This window comes from Rhizobium sp. A37_96 (assembly GCF_053521765.1).
Genome location: NZ_JBNWDS010000002.1, coordinates 603,574 through 625,031 on the forward strand (window position 1 = coordinate 603,574; position 21,458 = coordinate 625,031).

Annotated in this window: 22 protein-coding genes; 15 read left to right on the plus strand and 7 right to left on the minus strand. The window is 62.7% G+C overall.

Annotation, left to right across the window (positions count from 1 at the left end; translation table 11 throughout):
* Nucleotides 1-103: 103 nt before the first annotated feature.
* A complete protein-coding gene (locus tag ACQZ6J_RS09370; RefSeq protein ID WP_449083551.1) occupies nucleotides 104-601 on the minus strand; it encodes an isoprenylcysteine carboxyl methyltransferase family protein in 498 nt (165 codons plus the stop codon).
* A complete protein-coding gene (locus ACQZ6J_RS09375) occupies nucleotides 601-1,653 on the minus strand; it encodes a type III polyketide synthase (RefSeq protein ID WP_449083553.1) in 1,053 nt (350 codons plus the stop codon). Before ACQZ6J_RS09375 ends, ACQZ6J_RS09370 begins: the two co-directional genes overlap by 1 nt.
* Nucleotides 1,654-1,851: 198 nt before the next feature.
* On the opposite strand from ACQZ6J_RS09375, the gene ACQZ6J_RS09380 reads away from it, so the two are divergent.
* The 6 genes from ACQZ6J_RS09380 (at nucleotide 1,852) to ACQZ6J_RS09405 (ending at nucleotide 6,787) form a co-directional block, all read left to right on the plus strand.
* Nucleotides 1,852-2,394, plus strand: coding sequence for a tetratricopeptide repeat protein (locus ACQZ6J_RS09380; RefSeq protein WP_449083555.1), 543 nt, complete (start codon nucleotides 1,852-1,854; stop codon nucleotides 2,392-2,394).
* 62 nt (nucleotides 2,395-2,456) lie between these two features.
* A complete protein-coding gene (locus tag ACQZ6J_RS09385) occupies nucleotides 2,457-3,101 on the plus strand; it encodes an RNA polymerase sigma factor (protein WP_449083557.1) in 645 nt (214 codons plus the stop codon).
* The gene (locus tag ACQZ6J_RS09390; RefSeq protein ID WP_449083559.1) at nucleotides 3,094-3,897 is read left to right on the plus strand and encodes an anti-sigma factor family protein; all 804 of its coding nucleotides are present in this window, start codon (nucleotides 3,094-3,096) and stop codon (nucleotides 3,895-3,897) included. The genes ACQZ6J_RS09385 and ACQZ6J_RS09390 overlap by 8 nt, the downstream gene beginning before the upstream one ends.
* Nucleotides 3,898-4,041: 144 nt before the next feature.
* On the plus strand, nucleotides 4,042-5,622 hold the full coding sequence (locus tag ACQZ6J_RS09395) for a Ppx/GppA phosphatase family protein (protein WP_163984625.1): 1,581 nt from the start codon (nucleotides 4,042-4,044) through the stop codon (nucleotides 5,620-5,622).
* Nucleotides 5,619-6,338 (plus strand): SAM-dependent methyltransferase, encoded by a 720-nt coding sequence (locus tag ACQZ6J_RS09400; RefSeq protein WP_163984624.1) that lies wholly within the window; start codon nucleotides 5,619-5,621, stop codon nucleotides 6,336-6,338. The genes ACQZ6J_RS09395 and ACQZ6J_RS09400 overlap by 4 nt, the downstream gene beginning before the upstream one ends.
* A gap of 65 nt (nucleotides 6,339-6,403) precedes the next feature.
* Nucleotides 6,404-6,787, plus strand: coding sequence for a VOC family protein (locus ACQZ6J_RS09405; RefSeq protein WP_449083562.1), 384 nt, complete (start codon nucleotides 6,404-6,406; stop codon nucleotides 6,785-6,787).
* 34 nt (nucleotides 6,788-6,821) lie between these two features.
* On the opposite strand, the gene ACQZ6J_RS09410 is transcribed toward ACQZ6J_RS09405, so the two are convergent.
* A complete protein-coding gene (locus ACQZ6J_RS09410; protein WP_163984622.1) occupies nucleotides 6,822-8,264 on the minus strand; it encodes an MFS transporter in 1,443 nt (480 codons plus the stop codon).
* A gap of 346 nt (nucleotides 8,265-8,610) precedes the next feature.
* On the opposite strand from ACQZ6J_RS09410, the gene ACQZ6J_RS09415 reads away from it, so the two are divergent.
* The 6 genes from ACQZ6J_RS09415 to ACQZ6J_RS09440 all read left to right on the plus strand — a co-directional run bounded on the left by ACQZ6J_RS09415 (nucleotide 8,611) and on the right by ACQZ6J_RS09440 (nucleotide 14,078).
* Nucleotides 8,611-9,483, plus strand: a complete 873-nt coding sequence (locus ACQZ6J_RS09415) for an MBL fold metallo-hydrolase (RefSeq protein WP_449083564.1) — start codon at nucleotides 8,611-8,613, stop codon at nucleotides 9,481-9,483.
* 180 nt (nucleotides 9,484-9,663) lie between these two features.
* Nucleotides 9,664-11,148: an IMP dehydrogenase gene (gene guaB / locus ACQZ6J_RS09420; protein WP_163984620.1), complete on the plus strand. Its 1,485-nt coding sequence runs from the start codon at nucleotides 9,664-9,666 to the stop codon at nucleotides 11,146-11,148.
* A 3-nt stretch (nucleotides 11,149-11,151) separates the two neighbouring features.
* Nucleotides 11,152-11,742: a hypothetical protein gene (locus ACQZ6J_RS09425; RefSeq protein ID WP_449083566.1), complete on the plus strand. Its 591-nt coding sequence runs from the start codon at nucleotides 11,152-11,154 to the stop codon at nucleotides 11,740-11,742.
* A 42-nt stretch (nucleotides 11,743-11,784) separates the two neighbouring features.
* Nucleotides 11,785-12,207 (plus strand): MAPEG family protein, encoded by a 423-nt coding sequence (locus ACQZ6J_RS09430; protein WP_163984618.1) that lies wholly within the window; start codon nucleotides 11,785-11,787, stop codon nucleotides 12,205-12,207.
* A gap of 147 nt (nucleotides 12,208-12,354) precedes the next feature.
* Complete coding sequence (locus ACQZ6J_RS09435; protein WP_449083568.1) at nucleotides 12,355-13,236, plus strand: dienelactone hydrolase family protein; 882 nt, start codon at nucleotides 12,355-12,357, stop codon at nucleotides 13,234-13,236.
* Between the two features lie 209 nt (nucleotides 13,237-13,445).
* Complete coding sequence (locus tag ACQZ6J_RS09440) at nucleotides 13,446-14,078, plus strand: TetR/AcrR family transcriptional regulator (RefSeq protein WP_163984616.1); 633 nt, start codon at nucleotides 13,446-13,448, stop codon at nucleotides 14,076-14,078.
* A gap of 34 nt (nucleotides 14,079-14,112) precedes the next feature.
* Here the strand turns inward: ACQZ6J_RS09440 and ACQZ6J_RS09445 are convergent, their stop codons facing one another.
* Nucleotides 14,113-15,066, minus strand: coding sequence for a LysR substrate-binding domain-containing protein (locus ACQZ6J_RS09445; RefSeq protein WP_163984615.1), 954 nt, complete (start codon nucleotides 15,064-15,066; stop codon nucleotides 14,113-14,115).
* Between the two features lie 202 nt (nucleotides 15,067-15,268).
* Between ACQZ6J_RS09445 and ACQZ6J_RS09450 the strand changes: the two genes are divergently transcribed.
* The 3 genes from ACQZ6J_RS09450 (at nucleotide 15,269) to ACQZ6J_RS09460 (ending at nucleotide 18,063) form a co-directional block, all read left to right on the plus strand.
* Entirely contained in the window at nucleotides 15,269-15,568 is a 300-nt protein-coding gene (locus ACQZ6J_RS09450; protein ID WP_163984614.1) for a DUF1127 domain-containing protein, read from the plus strand.
* 192 nt (nucleotides 15,569-15,760) lie between these two features.
* Nucleotides 15,761-16,342 carry a dienelactone hydrolase family protein gene (locus tag ACQZ6J_RS09455; RefSeq protein WP_449083571.1) on the plus strand — a complete coding sequence of 194 codons (582 nt, stop codon included), beginning with the start codon at nucleotides 15,761-15,763 and terminating at the stop codon, nucleotides 16,340-16,342.
* A 119-nt stretch (nucleotides 16,343-16,461) separates the two neighbouring features.
* Entirely contained in the window at nucleotides 16,462-18,063 is a 1,602-nt protein-coding gene (locus ACQZ6J_RS09460) for an ABC-F family ATP-binding cassette domain-containing protein (RefSeq protein WP_449083573.1), read from the plus strand.
* A gap of 5 nt (nucleotides 18,064-18,068) precedes the next feature.
* Here the strand turns inward: ACQZ6J_RS09460 and ACQZ6J_RS09465 are convergent, their stop codons facing one another.
* The 3 genes from ACQZ6J_RS09465 to ACQZ6J_RS09475 form a co-directional block, all read right to left on the minus strand.
* Nucleotides 18,069-18,947: an aldo/keto reductase family oxidoreductase gene (locus ACQZ6J_RS09465; RefSeq protein WP_449083575.1), complete on the minus strand. Its 879-nt coding sequence runs from the start codon at nucleotides 18,945-18,947 to the stop codon at nucleotides 18,069-18,071.
* Between the two features lie 124 nt (nucleotides 18,948-19,071).
* Complete coding sequence (locus ACQZ6J_RS09470; protein ID WP_163984610.1) at nucleotides 19,072-19,941, minus strand: DUF937 domain-containing protein; 870 nt, start codon at nucleotides 19,939-19,941, stop codon at nucleotides 19,072-19,074.
* A gap of 135 nt (nucleotides 19,942-20,076) precedes the next feature.
* On the minus strand, nucleotides 20,077-21,450 hold the full coding sequence (locus tag ACQZ6J_RS09475; protein WP_449083577.1) for a glutamate--cysteine ligase: 1,374 nt from the start codon (nucleotides 21,448-21,450) through the stop codon (nucleotides 20,077-20,079).
* Nucleotides 21,451-21,458: the final 8 nt, after the last annotated feature.

Genomic DNA, 21,458 nt, shown 5'->3' on the forward strand with positions numbered 1-21,458 from the left:
TGCACGGCCCCGCGGTTCTTCAAGGCTGGCTGCCATTGCCCGGACCGTGCTCTAAGCATCGAAAATGCCTGCCAAATTTCGGCGGCGCAAATGAAAAATGCGATCAGTGCACACTCTGTCGCAAGCAGGCGTTTTCGGCACGAATGCGGATTGTCAGAATGATGCCGTTCAGCAGCGAAAAGATCGCGGCGTAAAGCGGCATGCCGAAGGCGAGCGGCAATACGGCGATCTCGCCCACGACGATCGCATAGTTCGGATGGCTGAGGAGGCGATAGGGTCCTTTCCTCACGAGAGCCGCGCCGGGCAGAATGATGATGCGCGTCGTCCACCGCTCTTTCAGCGTCGCCAGCACCCAGAGACGCAATCCCTGCAGAACCATGAACAGCAGGAACCAGGCGGGATCGACCGGTTTGCCGATGGCCAGGAGCCACAATCCGATCAGCCAGGCTGCGTGCATCGCCACCATGAGGGGATAGTGCTCCGGCGCGTATTCCCGGGCGCCGCGGGCAAGCAGGGCGGCGGTGTTGTGCCGGGCATGGACCAACTCCGCCAGTCGTTGCAGCGTCACGAATGTCAGAAGCGCGATCGATGGCCACAGCATCAGGCGGCCCTCCTCAGGGTGATGCAGCTTGCCGAGAAGCCCGGGCCCATGGCGAGCAAGGCCGAGCGGTCCGGCAATCCCGACGCAATCATGCGCTCCAGCACGAACAGCACGGTGGGGGAGGACATGTTGCCGTAGTCGCCGATCACCTCGCGCTCGACATCGAGAGAGCCGCTTTCGAGGCCAAGCGCGCGCTCGAGAGCTGCAAGTACCTTGGCCCCGCCGGGATGGCAGATGAAGCGATCGATATCCGAGAGCAGAAGCCCGGATCGTTCCAGAATGCCGGCGACGGCACCTCTCAGATGGGTCTCGGCAAAGACCGGCAGCGACTGTTCGAGCACGATGCCGAAGCCGGTGTCGTCGATTTTCCAGCCCATGATGCCAAGGCTGTCGGGAAAGAGGTGTTCGCCGGTTGATTCGATCTCCACGATGCCGCTTTCACCGGCCCGCAGCACGCAGGCTGCGGCACCGTCGCCAAACAGCGCCGTCGCAATGATGTTGGGCCGCGTCAGTTCGTCCAGGCGGAAGGCGAGCGAGCAGAGTTCGATCGCAACGAAAAGGACGACGGCGCCCGGCCGGCTTCGCGCCATTTTCGTCGCGACGGCAAGGCCGGATACGCCCGCCGCGCAGCCAAGGCCGAAGATCGGCACCCGCTCGATATCGCAGCGGAAACCCATCTCGCCGGCAAGCCGTGCCTCCAGGCTCGGCGTCGCAACTCCGGTGGATGATGCCGTGACGATGCAGTCCACCTGATTGGCCTCGACGCCTGCGCGCTGCAGCGCCGTGGTCGCACTCCGGCGGAAAAGCTCGGACGCGACCTCCGTATAGGCGCCCATGCGATCCTGCCAGCCATGCGGCTGCTCGAACCAGGAAAGCGGACGAGCGGCGTGGCGTTTGCGTATACCCGCGCTCTCGAATACGCGGGCGAGGTATTTGAAGTCCTGGAAGCGCTGTGAAAACAGGCGGCTCGCCGTCTCGGCGGCCTCCGTCTGGAGAATGATGTTATCAGGCGTTGCGACGGCGAGGCTTAGAAGTTTGACGGTATCGTTCACGATTTTCTCCTGCGGCCCTTGAAGGGCATGTCGGCGAAAACACGCGATGACGGCGGTCTATTCGATATCGGCGCAGTCACGAAAGAGTGACGGCTGCCAAGCCCGCAACGCACGGAAAAAATTCATCGCCCGTCCGAATAAAAGGCGCGGCCGGTGTGTTCTCCTCTCGCAACGTTCATTTTGCCAAGGAGACATTCCATGACGACCAAAGCATTTCGCCTGGCTTCCATCGCCCTCGGCGCAAGCCTGACACTCGGCGCCTTCGCCGTTCCCGTCTTTGCCGCCGGCGACGATTCGAGCACGACGCCGACCTGCAAGAAGGGCGAGATCTACGATCAGAAGACGAAGAAATGCGTCAAGCAGCAGGGCGCCAACGTCACCGATGAAAATCGCGCCGACTACGCCTATTCGCTGGCCAAGAAGGATCATCGCTATCAGGAAGCCCTGGCGGTTCTGGATACGATGAAGAACCCGAACACGGCCGAGGCGCTGAACTATCGCGGCTATGCCACCCGCAAGCTCGGTCGCACGGACGAAGGCATTTCCTACTACACGAAGTCCGTGGCCATGGACCCGAAGTATACGCTGGTTCGCGAATATCTCGGCGAAGCCTACGTCATCAAGGGTCAGATGGATCTCGCCAAGGATCAGCTGAGCACGATCAAGACGCTCTGCGGCAACACGAGCTGCGAGGAATATCGCGACCTTCACGCCGCGATCCTCAATCCTTCCAGCCTCTGAACACGGGTTCAGATCAACGATGACGACGGTGAGCAGGGAGCTTTGCGAGAGATATGGGAGTGATGCCAGTCGCTCGAGGCGCTATTTCTGCTTATAGTCGGTCCGCAATGGAGCCGCCGAAACGGTCGGCGGCTCCCGGACGTGCCAATGCGGCGGAGGATGCCATAGCGAGTGAAGAGGATATCAGGGCAGGTCTGTCCCAGCACCTGACGCGGCTGTGGCGCTATGCCGTGGTGCTGTCGCGCCAGCGGGACGTCGCCGACGATCTCGTTCAGGCGACCTGCGTCAGGGCCCTGGAGCGGGCGGCCCAGTTTACGGCAGGCACGCGGCTCGATCGCTGGCTGTTTGCCATCCTCCATTCGATCTGGCTGAACGAGGTCCGTTCGCGCCGGGTGCGCATGGGGCAGGGCTTCGTGGATGCCGACGAGACGCTGGTTTTCGACGGTGCGCATGAAACCGAAACGCATATTCTGGCCGGGCAGGTGCTGCAGCGCGTGCAGACATTGCCGGAGGCGCAGCGTACCGCCGTGTTCCTGGCCTATGTCGAGGGGCTCTCCTATCGCGAAGTGGCCGAGATCCTGGAGGTGCCGATCGGCACGGTTATGAGCCGGCTGGCGGCGGCGCGGGCAAAGCTCGCGGAGGGCATGGGGACGATGGCCGGCGCCGGGCCTTCCGGGAGCGGGCGACTGGGGAATGGAAATGAGTGAATTGAACAAAGGACAGATGCCCACGGACGAGCAGCTTACCGCCTTCATCGATGGCGAGCTGGATGTGGCCGATTGTGAACGGATCGAACGGTTGATCGCCGACGACGAGCGTGTGGCGGAGCGGTTCGATTTCCTGTCGCGGAGCTCGCTGCCCTTCACGGAGGCATTCCAGCCGATACTTGCCGAAGCCCCGGCGGCAAAGCTCGAGGCCATGCTTGCGGCCATTCCCTCCGGACGGGAAAGCACTGCACGCTCTGTCGGCTTCGGTCGCCGTGGTTTCCTTGCGGCGGTCGCGGCCAGTTTTGTCGCGGCCATTGCCATAGACCGCGCGGTGATCGACATCGGCCATCGGCTTTCGAAACCGGATGAGGATACCGAATGGCGAGCCGTGGTCGCGGAATATCTCTCGCTCTATACGGCGGATACGCTGAGCGCCCCGGCCGGCGACCATGCGCAGCAGGTCGCGCAGCTGAATGATGTCGGCGCGAAGTTGGACCTGCCGTTGAAGCCGGAAGCCGTTGCCATGCCGGGCGTCGAATTCAAGCGCGCCCAGATCCTGAATTATGACAGCAAGCCGCTGGCCCAGATCGCCTATCTCGATCCGGAAAGCGGCCCCATGGCGCTTTGCATCGTCCAGTCCACCAAGGGGGCATCCGCGCCGGATATGGAAAATCGCCGGGGCATGAATGTCGTCTACTGGTCGAGCCCCACCCATGCCTTCATGCTGATCGGCCATGCGCCGATCGATCGCATGCAGCAACTTGCGGCTGATGTCAGGGCGCATCTGATCGCCTGATGGCTGCTTCCCGCACGTCCAAACCGGCGTGATTCAAAAAGAATTTGGCGAAAACCCTTCCTGCTGGTATTCTTTGCCCAACGAAAATCGAACGAGCGCCAGCTGCATGCCCCAGGGCCTTGCGCGGCGTGGTGGAAAAGATACGTGAGTGACCCCGACAGCGGCTCAGCGCCGCAGGCAGACGGGGCGTCGGCAGCAGAGCGCAGGAAGGGTAAATCCTCCCGGCGCGCGAAGCGTAAGCGTGGCCATGGCCGCCCGAACGCTCATTCTGCGGAGGCCAGCCAGGCAGGCAAGTCCAGCCAGGTGGCGCAACGCCCAGCAGAGGATGATGCCGGCTCACCGGCCCGAAAGCGCAAGCGCCGACGCCGTGCACGCGGCGGAGCCCAGGGTGGTGCGCAACCTGCTTCCCAGACGCAACAACCTTCGTCCGCGCCCGAACACCGGATCGCGGCGGATCACGGCCATCCCTCATCGCACAAAGGCGGCAAGAACCGGCGCAAGCATCGCAGCAAGCGCGGCCTGCAGGGCCGGCCGCTGGCGCATGAGAAGACGGCGCAGGTCGTCGCTCCCGCAACCACGCCTTCAAACGCGCACGCTCCGGCCTATGACGATCACCGTCAGAACCGGCAGTCGCAGCCGCGACGCGAGGGGCAGGGGCAACATCATCATGCCGACGCCGATTCCCGTCCGCTCGACCTCTATGCCGCCCTCGACCTCGGCACCAACAATTGCCGCCTGCTCATAGCGCAGCCGACCCGCCCCGGACAGTTCCGGGTTGTCGATGCCTTTTCGCGGATCGTACGCCTCGGCGAAGGGCTCGGCGCCAGCGGACGGCTATCCGGCGATGCCATGGATCGGGCTGTCGAGGCGCTGCGCATCTGCGCGGCCAAGCTGAAGACGCGCGAAATCCGCCGTATGCGGCTGATCGCGACCGAGGCCTGCCGTGCTGCCGACAATGGCGAAGCTTTCCTTTCGCGGGTGACCGAGGAGACGGGATTGCGGCTGGAGATCATCGATCGCGAAACCGAAGCGCGGCTTGCCGTCTCGGGTTGCTCGTCGCTGGTCGGGCCGGAGGCGCGCTCGGTCGTGCTGTTCGATATCGGCGGCGGCTCTTCCGAAATCGCCGTCATCCGGATCGGCGAGAACCGCTCCAGCCGGCTTGCCAACCATATCACCCATTGGACCTCGCTGCCTGTCGGCGTCGTGACGCTCTCGGAGCGGCATGGCGGACGCGACGTGACGCCGGAGCTGTTCGAGACGATGGTGTGCGAAGTCCAGCGCATGCTCGAGCGTTTCGATTGCCCGCCGGTGTACGGTGCCGCGCGCGATAGCGGCGATTTCCATCTGATCGGGACATCCGGCACGGTGACGACGCTCGCCGGCGTCCATCTCGATCTGCCGCGCTACGACCGGCGCAGGGTCGACGGCGTCTGGCTGTCGGATGACGAAGTGAGCGCGATGCAGGCCAAGCTCCTGTCCTGGGATTTTGCCGGCCGCGCCGCCAATCCCTGCATCGGGCCGGATCGCGCCGATCTGGTATTGGCCGGATGCGCCATTCTGGAGGCGATCCGCCGCCGCTGGCCGAGCCCGCGCATGCGGGTTGCCGACCGCGGCCTGCGCGAGGGATTGCTGACCGACATGATGGCAGACGATGGCGTGTGGCGGCGGGGCCGCGCGCGCCGCGGCGGCCATCGACCGAGGGATATGAAGGGGCCGCAGACGTGACCAAGCCAACCATCGCCGGCAACCGCACGGGCCGTAAGCTCGGCCAGCGCGTCAAGAAGAAGAAGCTGAAAGCCTCCTCGCGCCAATGGCTGCAGCGGCATATCAACGATCCCTATGTCCAGCGCGCCCAGCTTGAAGGTTATCGCGCCCGCGCCGCTTTCAAGCTGCTGGAGATCGACGAGAAGCATCAGATCCTGAAGGGTGCGCGCCGCATCATCGATCTGGGGGCCGCACCGGGCAGCTGGTCGCAGATCGCCGCCAAGGTGACCGGATCGACCGAAGAGGAAATCCGCGTCGCAGCCATCGATTTTCTGGAAATGGCGCCTCTGCCAGGCGTTGCCATCCTGCAGCTCGACTTTCTGGAGCCGGATGCGCCACAGCGGCTGATCGATGCGGTCGGCGGTACGCCCGATCTCGTCCTGTCGGACATGGCCGCGCCGACCACGGGCCATCATCGCACCGACCATCTGCGCACCATGCATCTCTGCGAAGTCGCGGCGCATTTTGCCGTCGAAGTGCTGGCGGAAGGCGGGCATTTCCTCGCCAAGACGTTCCAGGGCGGTACGGAGCGCGATCTTCTGGCATTCCTGAAGCAGAACTTCCGTCAGGTTATCCATGTGAAGCCGGGCGCCTCCAGAGCAGAATCGGTGGAAATGTTCCTGCTGGCGAAGGGCTTCAAGGGACGCAAGGCCGATGGGGAAGACACGCAGGCTTGATCCCATTGTCTCTTTCGTCCGATGATGCCGGTTCCCAAGGCATCACGGACGATCAAGACCCCATCATGCTCCTCTACGTAACGCTCGGCTCCAACGACATCTCTCGCGCTCAAGGTTTTTATGATGCCGTTATGCCTGTGCTCGGCTATCGGCGTCAGCGTGAATCGGATGAGGAAATCGGCTATGCCGCCGATGGTGATACGCGTTGCCGGTTCTGGGTGGTCATGCCCTATAATCAGCGAGCGGCAACCATCGGCAATGGCTCAATGGTTGCCTTGCATGCCGAAAGCCGCGCTGCCGTCGATGCCTTTCATGCCGCGGCCCTGGCGCATGGCGGCACGGATGAAGGCAAGCCGGGCCTGCGCTCCTTCCACGCCAATTTCTATGCGGCTTACGTCCGCGACCCCGACGGCAACAAGCTGAGCGCCGTCTGTGAAAGACCGGAATAGATCCCGATTGCGCTGAGACGCGACCGGGATGGGCTCATTTTGCAGCAGGCTGCTGCACTTGAGGCTGCGGCTGCGGCTGCGCGGCGGCGACGCGCTTCAGGCCGGCCTTGTGGCCGGAGACCATGGCGCCCGCATTGCGATCCATCCGAATGAACGGGATGGTCGCAACGACAGTCAGGATCGAGATGCAGAAGAAGGCGACGTGGAAATCGCTGACCTGCAGTTCCGTGCCGCGGAAGAATGTGGAGGTTTCCAGGATCATCGCAGCCACGGCCACGCCGAGCGCCAGGCTGATCTGCTGCATCACGGAGCTCATGGACGTCGCCTGGCTGGCCTGCTTGTCGCTGATATCGGCAAAGGCAAGCGCATTGATGCCCGTGAAGAAGAAGGAGCGCGAGAAGCCGCCGACCAGCAATATGGCGATGATGACGAGATGCGGCGTCCAAGGCTGGAAGAGGCCGGTGCAGATCGTCGTGACCGTCGTCACGGCCGCAGCGGAAAGCAGCGCGGTCTTGAAGCCGACCGCGGTAAACACCCGGCGGGCTATGAACTTGGTGGTAATCGCGCCGATCGCCCCGGCAAAGGTGATGAGGCCGGACTGGAACGGATTGAGGCCGAAGCCGAGCTGCAGCATCAGCGGCGTCAGGAACGGCATGGCGCCGATGCAGATGCGGAACAGCGTGCCGCCGGTGACCGACGCGCGGAAAGTGGTGTTTTTCAGAAGCGACAGGTTGAGGATCGGCGCGGGGTGGCGGCGCGCATGCCCGACATAGAGAAAGCCGCAGATGAAGCCGATCACGACGGCCGAGATGCCGATATAGGGCGGCAACGCCGGCAGGCTGATGACGGACATGCCGAAGACCACGCCGGACGCCGCAAAGGACGTCAGCAGGAAGCCGATGACATCGAGCTTCGGCGGCATGGTCGCTTCGACGTCGGGCAGGAAGATCGACGACAGGATGACGCCGAGAATGCCGACGGGCACGTTGATCAGGAAGATCCAGTGCCAGGAGGCATAGGTGGTGATGAAGCCGCCAAGCGGCGGGCCGGCGAGCGGGCCGACAAGGGCAGGAATGGACAGCAGCGCCATCGCGGAAACCAGATCGCTCTTCTGCGTCGTGCGCACCAGCACGAGACGCCCGACCGGCGTCATCATCGAGCCGCCGACGCCCTGCAGGAAGCGGGCGAAGACGAATTCCAGCAGGCCGCCGGAAACGGCGCACATGATGGAGCCGATGACGAAGACGCAGATGGCGACGCGGAAGATGTTCTTCGCGCCGAAGCGATCCGCCATCCAGCCGCTGATCGGTATGAACACGGCCAGCGACACCATGTAGGAGGTAAGCGCCAGCTTCAGTGTGATCGGGCCGACATGGAGATCGTTGGCGATGGCCGGCAGCGCTGTCGCGATGACCGTGGAATCCATCTGTTCCATGAAGAGAGCTACGGCGAGGATCAATGGAACGATGCGATTCATAGGCATCTGCCTTGATAGGTCTGTCTTCGGGAAGGCTGCCGCCAAGGGCGGTCAGCCGCTCTGTAGTCCTATGCGAGGCTGCTGCCAATCCCGGATTTTGCTCCATGACTGCTTGGGGATCACGTCTTCGTGATATCCATTGCCGCATGGTGCGGAACGCAAGATTTGACATATGCTAAGAGCATGGAAATGCTAAACGCATAAAACGTCGTTCGGTGTATTAGCGGATTTGTATGGGATTGTCATGACCAAACTTTCGGTCGAGCACGATGACGCCCGGTACCGCTGCTGCCGGCGACGGCGATAGGCGCAGCTTACGCTACGCCTTATAACAAGGAGTGAGATCATGACTGCTGTCCCGCCCCCAGAGACGCACCAGTTCAAATTGGGATCCTGTACCGTCACCGCCGTCAGGGACGGCGCCAACGTCATGGACAATCCCTGGGAAATCTTCGGCTCGAACCAGACGCCCGACACCGTGCGTAAACTGCTGGAGCAGAATTTCCTGCCGACGGAAAAGTTCGTCAACAGCTATACGCCCGCCATCATCGATACCGGTTCCGATGTGATCGTCGTCGACACCGGCTTCGGTGAAGCCGGCCGCGCCCGCGGCTTCGGCCGTTTCCGCGAGGGGCTGAAGGCTGCCGGCTACACGCCGGAGCAGGTGACCGTCGTCGCTCTCACCCATCTGCACGGCGATCACATCGGCGGCTTGCTGGAAGAGGGCGCCCCGGCCTTTCCGAACGCCCGCTATGTTGCCGGCGAGATCGAATATGCCTTCTGGACCGACAAGGCGCGCGAGGGAACGCCGGCGGAAGGCGGACAGAAGGCCGTTCTTGCCAATATCGTGCCCTTCGCCGAAAAGATGACCTTCCTCAAGGACGGCGACCAGATCGTCAGCGGCATGACCGCGATGCTGGCGCCCGGCCACACGCCCGGCCATCTCGTCTTTCATCTCGAATCGGACGGCAAGCAGCTGGTCATGACCGGCGATACCGCCAATCACTATATCCTGTCGGTCGGTCGCCCCGATTGGGAGGTCCGGTTCGATGCGGACAAGACGCAGGCCGCGAAAACCCGCCGTCGCATCTTCGACATGATCGCCGCCGACCGCATTCCCTTCCTCGGCTTCCATATGCCTTTCCCTGCTGTCGGCTTCGTGGAGAAGCAGCCGGAAGGCTTCCGTTACATTCCGAAAACCTACCAGCTGGAAATCTGACGCCGGAAGGCCGGGAAGAAGCTTGCGCGCCCGGCATATCTGCCGGGCGCCTTTTTGCTATTCCCTTCCTGTCATGAACGTGTTACCAGCCCTCGCCAACTTCCAAGCAACACTTGCAAGATCGCCCGGTAGACGATTCGTTCCGGGCTTTCCTGTTTTTCACAGACGAAGGAATTGGCCATGGCACGCATTATTGAAACGTCAACCGGGTTGGATGCGCTGACATTCGACGACGTGCTCCTGCAGCCGGGACACTCCGAGGTCATGCCCGGCCAGACCAACGTAGCCACCCGTATCGCCCAGGACATCGAGCTCAACCTTCCGATCATTTCGGCGGCGATGGATACGGTGACCGAAAGCCGTTTGGCGATCGCCATGGCGCAGGCCGGCGGTATCGGCGTTATCCACCGCAATCTGACGCCGGTGCAGCAGGCCGAAGAGGTTCGCCAGGTCAAGAAGTTCGAAAGCGGCATGGTGGTCAATCCCGTGACCATCGGCCCCGAGGCAACGCTTGCCGATGCGCTCGGCCTGATGAAGGAAAACGGCATCTCCGGCATTCCGGTCGTTGAGAAGTCGCAGCGCCCCGTCGGCATCCTGACCAATCGCGACGTTCGTTTCGCCTCCGACCCCCAGCAAAAGATCTATGAGCTGATGACCCGTGAAAACCTCATCACGGTCACGGATGGCGTGCAGCAGCAGGAAGCCAAGCGCCTGCTCCACAAGCACCGCATCGAGAAGCTGCTGGTCGTGGATGGCGACGGTCGCCTGGTCGGCCTGATCACCGTCAAGGACATCGAGAAGTCGCAGCTTAACCCGAACGCTTCCAAGGACGCACAGGGCCGCCTTCGCGCCGCCGCCGCCATCAACGTCGGCGACGATGGCTTCGAGCGCGCCGAGCGCCTGATCGAGGCCGGCGTCGACCTTCTGGTCGTCGATACCGCCCACGGCCATTCTCAGCGCGTTCTCGACGCCGTCACCCGCGTCAAGAAGCTCTCCAATTCCGTCCGCATCATGGCCGGCAATGTCGCCACCTATGACGGCACGCGGGCGCTGATCGATGCCGGCGCCGACGCCGTCAAGGTCGGTATCGGCCCCGGTTCGATTTGCACCACCCGCATCGTTGCCGGCGTTGGCGTGCCGCAGCTTGCAGCCATCATGTCAGCGGTCGAGGCGGCGCAGGAACAGAACATCCCCGTCATTGCCGATGGCGGCATCAAGTTCTCCGGCGATCTTGCCAAGGCGATCGCTGCCGGCGCATCGGCCGTCATGATCGGCTCGCTGCTGGCCGGCACGGACGAAAGCCCGGGCGAAGTCTTCCTCTACCAGGGCCGCTCCTTCAAGGCATATCGCGGCATGGGTTCTGTCGGCGCGATGGCGCGCGGCTCGGCCGACCGCTATTTCCAGGCCGAGGTCCGCGACACGCTGAAACTCGTGCCGGAAGGCATCGAAGGTCAGGTTCCCTACAAGGGGTCCGTTTCCGGCGTGCTGCACCAGCTCGCCGGCGGCCTCAAGGCCGCGATGGGCTATGTCGGCGGCGCCGATATCAAGGATTTCCAGCGGCGCGCGACCTTCGTGCGCATCTCCGGCGCGGGCCTGCGCGAAAGCCACGCCCATGACGTCACGATCACCCGCGAAAGCCCGAACTACCCGGGCGCGGGCGGCTGATCGATGGCGGATCGCGCTCAGGGCAACGCCAGGTCCTTGCAGGGCCTGGCGGCGATCCTCGCGGCTCTTTCGCTCGCTCTTTTCGCCTGGATCCAGGCTGGTTTCGTCAGGGCATTCAGCGATGCCGCAGCCGGGCAGTCGATGCTCGACGTGCGCATCGGCGGCTATGAGCGCGACGACGTCATCGCCATGCTGCGCTATCTCAAGGATCATCCCGATCCGGCGACGATCCTGCACTCCATGTATCTCGGACCGGAACTGATCTTCCCGCTGGTGTTGGGTGGATTGCTGTTCTGCCTGATGCGGCTGGTCGGCCCCGGCGGCTTCTTCTTCGGCCGCCCCATCCCGCCCGGCGCGGCGACAGTCATTTTCTGCCTGCCGATCTTTTATACGATTGTCGATTATGCCGAGAATATCGCCGGCCTGATGCTTTACCCGCCGGCAACGCCATCCGATGCCACGATATCGCTGCTGGCGGGCCTGCTACCGATCATCGTCAGGCTGAAATTCCTGACGCTGGTGGTGACGGTTATTCTACTGGCCCGTTTCGCAATTTTTCGCTACCTGTCGCCAGACGGCTCCAGACCGTCCTGATCGATCCTATCGGCTTTCGGAAATTCTAAAGGAGTTGGCGGCGTGACAGGCTACGAAATGTTCTGGCCCATGGTGGCGCATGCGGTGCTGGTCTTCATTCTTTATGCCCTTCTGGGGTGGCGCCGCCGCACCCTGGTAAAGGCCGGCCGCATCCAGCCCGTACAGTTTCGCGAGAACCACGCGGCCAACGAGCCGGCCGAAAGCCTAGTGGTGCGAAACAGCATCGCCAACCAGTTCGAATTGCCCTTGCTCTTTCACGCCTGCTGCATCGTGCTTTACGTTACCCAGGCCGATAATCTGCCGGCCGTGATCCTTGCCTGGATCTTCGTCGCCACGCGCTATGCCCATGCGTTCGTGCACGTCACCAGCAACAACCTGCGCTATCGCAGCCCGCTCTTTGCTGTCGGTTTTCTGGTCCTTGCCGGCATGTGGGTCTGGCTCGGCATCTGGCTCGCCTTCTCCTGATGCCGCGTGCGATGCTGCGGGAAGCAACCTGCGGTAACGTGTTTGTGTTTTTCCTTTACCGTTCCGCGGTCGCCGGCTGACCTATCTTGTCAGCGGGTGGCCTGCCGCACCATGCGGGCTGCCGGGGAAAAATGGGAGAACAGGACCATGAGCACGGAAAAACCCGTTGTGACGCAGGCGATGATCAACGCCTATGACGAATACACGCATCTGACGCTCGATCGTCGGGGTTTCATGGAAAAGCTGACCAAGCTTGCAGGCTCGGCCGGCGCCGCCGCCGCGATCGCGCCGCTGCTTGCCGCCAACAAGGCGAGCGCCGAAGTCGTTTCTGCCGACGACAACAGGCTGGAAGCGAAGGATGTGACCTTTGCAGGCAGCAAGGGCGAGATGAAGGGCTATCTTGTCCGCCCGAAAGACGCGGCCGGCAAGCTCGGCGGCGTCATCGTCATCCACGAAAACCGCGGCCTCAATCCGCACATCCGCGATATCGCCCGCCGCATGGCGCTGGAAGGATTCGTGGTTCTGGCGCCGGATTTCCTTTCTCTGCTTGGCGGCACGCCGGAGGACGAGGACAAGGCGCGCGACATGTTCACCAATCTCGATCCGGCATTGACGGCTGACAATGCCGAGGCAAGCCTGACCTATCTTGCTAAGCTCGACGGGAGCAACGGCAAGGTGGGGGCTGTCGGCTTCTGCTGGGGCGGCGGCCTCGTCAACCGTTTGGCGACCATCTCGCCGGAGCTGAAGGCAGGCGTCGCCTATTACGGCCCGCAGCCGCCGGCAAGCGCTGTGCCCGATATAAAGGCGGCTCTGCTGCTGCACTATGCCGGGCTGGACGATCGCATCAATGCCGGCATCGATGCCTATCGCAAGGAGCTGCAGGCAGGCGGCAAGACCTTCGAGATCTTCGTCTACGACGGGGTCAATCACGCCTTCAACAATGACACCTCGGCTGCCCGCTATGACAAGAAGGCGGCCGATCTTGCCTGGGGCAGGACGGTTGAATTCCTGAAGAAGTACCTGTCCTAGAACGATACGGATAGCCGGCGCCGGGTCGCCTGCGATGCGGTTGACGACGGGGCCGAAACCATGTTCCGGCCCCTGTTCCGGAGTTTGCTTGCGGCTCCTAAGTAATGATTAAAATTGGACTTTTCCCGTTTACGCGCATTGAACGCGTCGAATGTCATAGCGTCTGCGCGCCTAAGCGCCGTTCAGTATGACAATGAAACGGGTAAAGAATGAATTCGAACAACCCTGACCGCGTGACGTTCCGAAAAAAGCCACAGCAGGAGCGAAGCATCCAGCGCGTCGATGCCATCCTGACGGTGGCAGCCGCTCTGATCGCCGAGAAGGGGATCAGCGCCATGAAGATGACGGAACTGGCGGCGGTCGCCGCCATCCCGATCGGCTCGGTCTATCAGTATTTCCCGGACAAGGCGGCAATCGTCAGGGCCTTGCTTGAGCGACACGCAGGTCTCGTCCAGCAGAAGGTCGAGGAATCCTTTGCCGCCGTGACATCGCTCGAACACGCCATCGAACTGGCCTGCGGCATGATCGATTGGTACTACCGCGAATTTCGCAGCGACCCCGCCTATCTCGGTGTATGGCTCGGAACCGAGATCGACAAGGATATCCTGCAGCTGAACATAGCGCATAGCGGCCGTGTCGCCGATATATTCCTGGAGAGCGTTCGGCCATTCCTTCCCGCCGAAAGCCGGATCGACCTGAAAGCGCGGACCCAGCTTTTCAGCCATCTGATCGGCGCATCGGTTCGCTTTGCCGTCATGAGCGACGATGGGATGGCAAGGCGCATGCTTCACGAATGGAAGCAGGTGATTCGCGTCACCCTGCTGGCGGAGCCTGCACCTTAGGAAAGGTCGAAAGCGGTCGGTTGAAACCTGCCGCTCACCAACCCGGCAGGATATGGCTGGCGCGCGGCCTTGAATGATAGCGCGCATAGGTCTTCACGTCGCTATCGAGATCGTCGTCCACCACGGCCGGCGTGATGTTGTCCAGACAGGCCGAGATATGGGCGGTGATCGCGTTCATGAGGGAGGCCGATAGGCCGGCCCGCTTCATGATGCCGATCTGCACCGGCGGCAGCGGCGGGAAGCCGTCTGCCTGGGTCAGTACCTTCATGCCGGTGCGCAACGCCGATTCCGGCATGACCGAAACGGCCATGCCGGCAAGCACCGCTGCGGCAACGACCGTGCAGGACCAGCTGGTGAACAGGATCTGATAGTCTCGGCCGCCGGCATCCAGCGCCGAGCAGGCAAGCTGGCGCCACTGGCAATCGCGCCGGCCGACGGCAAGCGGAATGGGCGCATCGTCGCGCAGCGGATGGTTGGCCGAGCCGACCCAGCAGAGCGGCTCCGTCCGCACCACATCCGACATGCGCTCGCGCGGATTGTGGGTGACGAGCGCTATATCGAGTTCGCCGCGATGCATGCGCTCGCCAAGATCGACCGAGGGTTCGCAGACGATATAAAGCTCGACGTTCGGATGCGTCTTGGCGAAGCGGCCGATGATCTCGGGCATGTAGCGGTCGGCATAATCGTCCGGCGTGCCGATGCGCAGCGTGCCTTCGAGCCGGTTGTCGTCGAACGCCGCCATCGCCTCGTTGTTCAGGCGAATGATGCGGCGGGCATAGTTCAACAGCTTTTCGCCCTCCGCCGTCAGGCGGTTGCCACGGCCGTCCTTGATGAAGAGCTGCTTGCCGACACGCTCTTCCAGCCGGCGCATCTGCATGGAAACCGCCGACTGCGTCTTGAACACCCTGTCGGCTGCCTTGGTGAAGCTGCCGGAATCCACGATTGCGATGAAGGTCTGCAACTGATCGATATCAAGCGGCGCGGACATGAGTTCACCTATAAAGGAGTTTGATAGTTATCATTAGAAACATTCGTTGGACTGATCAATAGGGCTTTGGCATCTTCCTAATGCAATTCAGCATACCAATTGAACAGAGACTCCTGTCGAACTCCTCCCCGGCCTGCGCCCCTTTTCCGGTTCATCGGAAAGGGGCTCGGCTGGCGTGTGCCCTAGGGAAAGGAATACGGAAATGCGCACGACAGATCGGACCCTTGACCTCGGCCTGGCAACACCATCGCTGTCGCTGACGGCACGCATGATGCTTGCTCTTGCCAAAGTGGCTACCGTCTGGCGCGCAATCCGAAATCGCCAGGAGATCAGCTATCTGAACGAGCTGAACGACAGCCAGCTGCGGGACATCGGCCTCAGCAGGCAGGATCTGAACGCCGCGCTGACCACCTCGACCTTCTTCGAGGATCCGTCCGGCCATCTGACCAATTCCGCGCGTCGCCGCACGCGCCTCTCCGCCTTCAGCAGCTTCCGAGGCTGACGCCGGACAACAGTTTCCCCGCAGGGTGATAGCCAATAAGCCCTGCCTCTTTCCCGGTGTTCGGCCCAAGGGCCAACACCGGGTTTTTTCTTTTTGGAGATGGTGTTTCCGCCATGCGGCACGCGCGGAAAAGCTGCCTCCAACGGCAATTGTCTTATCTTACCGACTGATCGAAACAGCAGGGATGCGACGATGGCAACGGTGATCTTCTTCCACTCCGTCTATGGCTTGCGCTCGCTCGAGCATGAAGCGGTCGAGCGCGTGCAGGCGGCCGGGCACAAGGCTTTCGCTCCGGATCTCTATGACGGGCTGATTGCCCGGTCGATCGAGGAAGGCTTCGAATTCAAGGACGAGATCGGCTGGCCGACGATCTGCGAGCGGGCGGAATGGGCGCTTGCCGGCCTGCCGGGCTCGACAGTGCTTGCCGGGTTTTCGATGGGGGCGGCCGTTGCCGCAAGCCTCTGGCCCAAGCGGGAGAAGACCGCCGGCATCCTTTTCCTGCACGGACTTGCCGCCATTGCCGACAATGCGCGCAAGGGCTTGCCGCTGCAGCTTCATCTGGCCGATCCGGACCCGTTCGAGCCGGCGGAAGACGTCGCCGCTTGGCGGCTGGCAGCCTCCCGATCCGGGATATCGGCCGAGGTCTTCACCTATCCCGGCGGTGGCGGCCATCTCTACACCGATGCCAGCCTGCCCGATTATGACGCCAGGGCAGCCGATCTCACCTGGAAGCGTGTCATCGGCTTCCTCGATGCCATCGACGCCCAGACTTGAACTGAAGCAACTTGTCGCCTAGTTTATAGGCATCAGTGATACCAACAGGATGTGTGCAACAATGGATTCCACCTCGACCGCAATGCCGCTCAGCCTTGCCATCGGGGAAATTCCTGCTCATGCCCATATCCATCGTTCTATCCAATCTTTCGTGGTCCACGCCTGACGGCCGGCCGCTTCTTTCCCATCTCGATCTGAGCTTCGGCGCCGAGCGCACCGGTCTTGTCGGCCGCAATGGCGTCGGCAAGACGACGCTGGTCAGGCTCGTCGCCGGAGACTTGCAGCCGCAATCCGGCAGCATCTCCTTCAACGGCAGGCTCGGGATCCTGCGCCAGAGCGTGCAGGTGCAGGCCGGGAAAACCGTTGCCGATCTTTTCGGAGCGACAGAGGCGCTTGCCGTCTTGAAGCGTGCGGAGGCCGGCGAGGCGACGAATGAAGAACTCGCCACGGCCGATTGGACGCTCGAATCGCGCATCGCCTCGGCGCTCGATCGGGTCGGGCTCGATGTCACCCCGGAGGCGCCTCTCGTGACGCTGTCCGGCGGGCAGCGGACGCGCTGCGGGCTTGCCGCCCTCATCGTCGACGATCCCGATTTCCTGATTCTCGACGAACCCACCAACAATCTCGACAGAGAGGGCCGTGCCGCCGTCATCGATCTCCTCGCGAGCTGGAAGGCCGGCGCCCTCGTCATCAGCCATGACCGGGAACTGCTCGATACCATGGACGCGATCGTGGAGCTGACATCGCTCGGCGCATCGCGCTATGGCGGCAACTGGAGCCAGTATCGTGAGCGCAAGGCGCTGGAGCTTTCGGCCGCCGAACATGACTTCGCCGAAGCGGAGAAGCGTGTCGCCGAGGTGGAACGAAGCGCGCAGGCGACAGTTGAGCGGCAGGCCCGGCGGGACAAGGCCGGCCGGAAGATGGCGGCCAAGGGTGGCATTCCGCGCATCATGCTTGGCGGGTTGAAGGAGAGAAGCGAGATGACGGGCGGGGGGAACACCCGGCTTGCCGAACGACGCCGCGCCCAGGCCCTGCAGGAGGCAGCCGCCGCCCGCGAAAAGATCGAGATCCTGCAGCCGCTGACCGTGAAGCTGCCGACATCGGGATTGCCTGCGAACAGGGTCATCCTGAGGATGGACGGCATCAGCGCCGGCTATGAGCCCGAACGGCCGATCTTGCGCGACCTCGACCTCGTCATCACGGGGCCGGAGCGCGTTGCTGTCACCGGACCGAACGGCTCGGGCAAGACCACGCTGCTGGCGCTGGTTTCCGGCGTGCTGAAGCCCTGGAGCGGAACGGTGCGGGTCGTCTCTTCGGCGCTGCTGGACCAGAGGGTCAGCCTCCTCGACCCATCGCTTTCGATCCGCGACAATTTCCGCAGGATCAACCCGGAAGCCGATGAGAACGCCTGCCGCGCTGCCCTGGCGCGCTTCATGTTCAGGGCCGATGCCGCGCTGCAGATCGTTTCAAGCCTCAGCGGCGGCCAGCTTCTGCGCGCCGGGCTTGCCTGCGTTCTTGGCGGCTCGGTGCCGCCTTCTCTGCTTGTTCTCGACGAGCCGACCAACCATCTCGATATCGATTCCATCGCGGCGGTCGAAGCCGGGCTGCGCGCCTATGACGGAGCGCTTCTGGTCGTCAGCCACGATGACGTGTTTCTCGGCAACATCGGAATAACGAGGCGAATAGAGATGCCTGCCCGAGCCGCCTCGACGTCCGGTTGATAGCGTCAGGCGTGGCCGGCGCCGGCGATGCGATCGAGTTCGGCGATTGCATCCTTCGGGAGCGTCAGCTCGGCAGCCGCTATATTCTGCTGGAGATGGGCAGGCGATGACGTGCCCGGGATGAGCAGGATGTTCGGCGCGCGATGCAGCAGCCAGGCAAGTGCCACCTGCATGGGCGTCGCGTTCAGCCGCGTGGCAACATCGGAAAGCGCCGAGGATTGCAGCGGCGTGAATCCGCCGAGCGGGAAGAATGGCACATAGGCGATGCCATCGCGACCCAGCTCGTCGATCAGCGCGTCATCGGTGCGCTGCGCCAGATTGTAGAGGTTCTGCACGCAGACGATGTTCGTGATCCTGCGGCCTTCGGCGACCTGGTCGCGCGTCACGTTGCTCAGTCCGATGTGACGCACCAGACCTTGCCGCTGCAGCTCCGCAAGGATGGCCAGCGGCGCCTCGATCGAGCCTTCGCTCGGGTGATGCGGGTTGAGCATGACACGGAGATTGACGACATCGAGCACGTCGAGCCGCAGGTTGCGCAGATTGTCGTGCACCGCCTGCTTCAGTTCCTCGGTGGAGAAAGCCGGCAGCCAGGATGCATCCGCGCCACGCCGCGCGCCGATCTTGGTGACGATGACGAGATCGTCGCGATAGGGGTGGAGCGCCTCGCGGATCAGCTGGTTGGTCACATGCGGACCATAGAAATCGCTGGTGTCGATATGGTTGACGCCGGAGGCGATGGCTTCGCGCAGGACTGCAAGCGCGGTTTCGCGGTCCTTCGGCGGGCCGAACACACCGGGCCCCGCAAGCTGCATGGCGCCGTAGCCGAGCCGTTTGACCTCAAGGTCCCCGAGGGTAAAGCTGCCGGATTGATCGATGCTGGACATGGCTATCTCCTTTCAAGATGAAAGCAGAAATAGGCCGTGTCTCGGTGTGTGATAACCGGGTGCAATGTGCACGGGCTGTACGGAATTACGAACAATCGGCGTCGGTCAAGTGCGAGGGGCGACCTCATTCTTGATTCTGCGCCGGCTTGTCCTGCGTCTTCAGATAGTTGTCGAAGATCGCTTCCATGTTCTTTTGATAGTTCTTCTGCACTTCCAGGCCACTGTCGAACATGGCGTTGAACATGTCCGTATAGGCGGCCATGTCGACCCCGGGGGCAGGCTTGGCCTTCGGCGCTTCCTTCGGCGGTGCAGCCGCCACGGGGAAGTTGCGCATCATGTCCTGAAAGGCCTTGGCAAAGGGATTGTCGAGGAACGGATTGGTCTGCGCCGGCTTCTCGTGCTTGATGCTGTCGGCGCCGAACATCAGTTCCATCGCCTGGGTAAAGGGATTGTCGAAGATGCTCGCCTGCGGTGTCGGCTGCTGCTTCGGCGCAAAGCCGATGCTCTGCAGCCAGCCCTGCATCATTTCGCCCATGGCCGTGTTGAGGAAGGGATTGGCCATCTGCGGGATCTGGCCGCTCGTTTCCTTGAACAGGCCGCCCATCAGCGTGTCGGCCATGGCGGGCAGCATGCGCTTGTAGATTTCCTGACCGATACCGGTCATTTGCGCGGCCTGCGCCGCGATCGCGCGCGAGACGTCCTTGGAGCCGAAGAGTCTCCCCAGCACCGCATTGCCGTCGGCAATGCCCTCGGGCGTGAAGGCCTTGCCCATATCCTCGAAATATTTGGCATAGTTGCCGGACGCGATGTCCTGCATCACGCCCATGAAGTTATAGGGGTCGGTCGCACTGCGCTTGAAGCCGGAAGAGAAGGCCGGCATCAGCGCGGCCATCGCCTTGGTTGCCTGCTCCTGCGCCAGGTTGAACTGCTTGGCCATGGCCTCCGTGGCGGCGCCATTTTGTGCCTGCATCATCATGTCGAAGAGTGGCAGCATCGAAGTCCCTTTCCCCGCTATGAGGCCGCTTCGGAATCAGGCGGCTCTTGCTTGTCGCAGTATAGCGGGAAAAAAGGGAGCGCATACCGGTTTCTGCCGTCGCACCATCAGGTTTCGACGACGGGCAGTCCGCTATCAGTATTGATATTCCTCGAAGATCGGCTCGACCGACTGGTTCCAGCGGCCGTTGTAGAGCATCAGCAGATCGTCGGCGAGCGTGCCCTTCTTGGCAAGCACTTCGTCGAGCGGCGCAAGGAAGACGGTTTCGTCCTGTCCGTCGCCGTTCAGGCGGGCGCGATTCTTCAGGCCGATACGGGAAATGCCGACCACTTCGCGCGCAACATCCAGCAGGCTATGGCCCTTGATCGCAGCCTTCAGGCCCTCGACCGGCACGACGTCACGCAGCGCGTTGACCTCGTCGAAACTCCAGTCCCTGGTCAGCTCGTCGGCAGCCGTCAGCGCCGCGTCGTCATAGAGCAGGCCGACCCAGAAGGCCGGCAGCGCGCAGATGCGACGCCAGGGGCCGCCGTCGGCGCCGCGCATTTCCAGGAAGCGCTTGAGGCGCACGTCGGGAAACAGCGTGGAGAGATGGTTCGTCCAGTCGCCCATCGTCGGCTCCCAGTCGGCAATCTCGCCCTTCAGCGCGCCATCCATGAACTGGCGGAAGGTGACATGCGTACAGTCGTGATAGCGGCCGTCGCGGACGACGAAATACATGGGCACGTCGAGCGCCCATTTCACATAGTCTTCAAAGCCGAAGTCGTCGCGGAAGGTGAAGTCGAGCAGACCGCTGCGGCGGTTGTCGGTATCGCGCCAGATGTCGCCGCGCCAGGAGGAGAGTCCGTTCGGCTTGCCTTCGGTGAAGGGGGAGGAGGCGAAGAGCGCGGTTGCCAGCGACTGCAGCTTCATCGATACGCGCATCTTCCGGCGCATGTCCGCTTCCGACGAAAAGTCGAGGTTCACCTGGATCGTGCAGGTGCGGTACATCATGTCGAGACCCTTGGTGCCGACCTTCGGCATGTAGCGGCTCATGATATCGTAGCGCGATTTGGGCATGCGTGGTGTTTCGGCCAGGGTCCATTTCGGGCTGCCGCCGATGCCGAGGAAGCGAATGCCCAGCGGTTCTGCGATCTCGCGCACCGTCGCCAGATGGTTGTTCGATTCCTTGCAGGTCTCGTGGATGGTCTCGAGCGGCGCGCCCGACAGTTCGAACTGGCCGCCCGGCTCGATCGAGATGGCGCCCATGCCGGATGGTTCGCCGAGCCCGATGATGTTGTCGCCATCCATGATCGGGTCCCAGCCGCATTTCGCCTGCAACCCCGTGAGGAGCGCGGAAATGCTGGCATCGCCGAAATAGGGCACGGGGCTGTTGTCGGCGCGGAAGAACACGAATTTTTCATGCTCCGTGCCGATGCGGAATTTTTCCTTCGGCTTGTTGCCGGCGGCCAGATAGGCCGTCATTTCCGAGACCGAGGAGAGCGGAGTCTGGTCGGTAGTATCGCGCGCCATGGTATTAC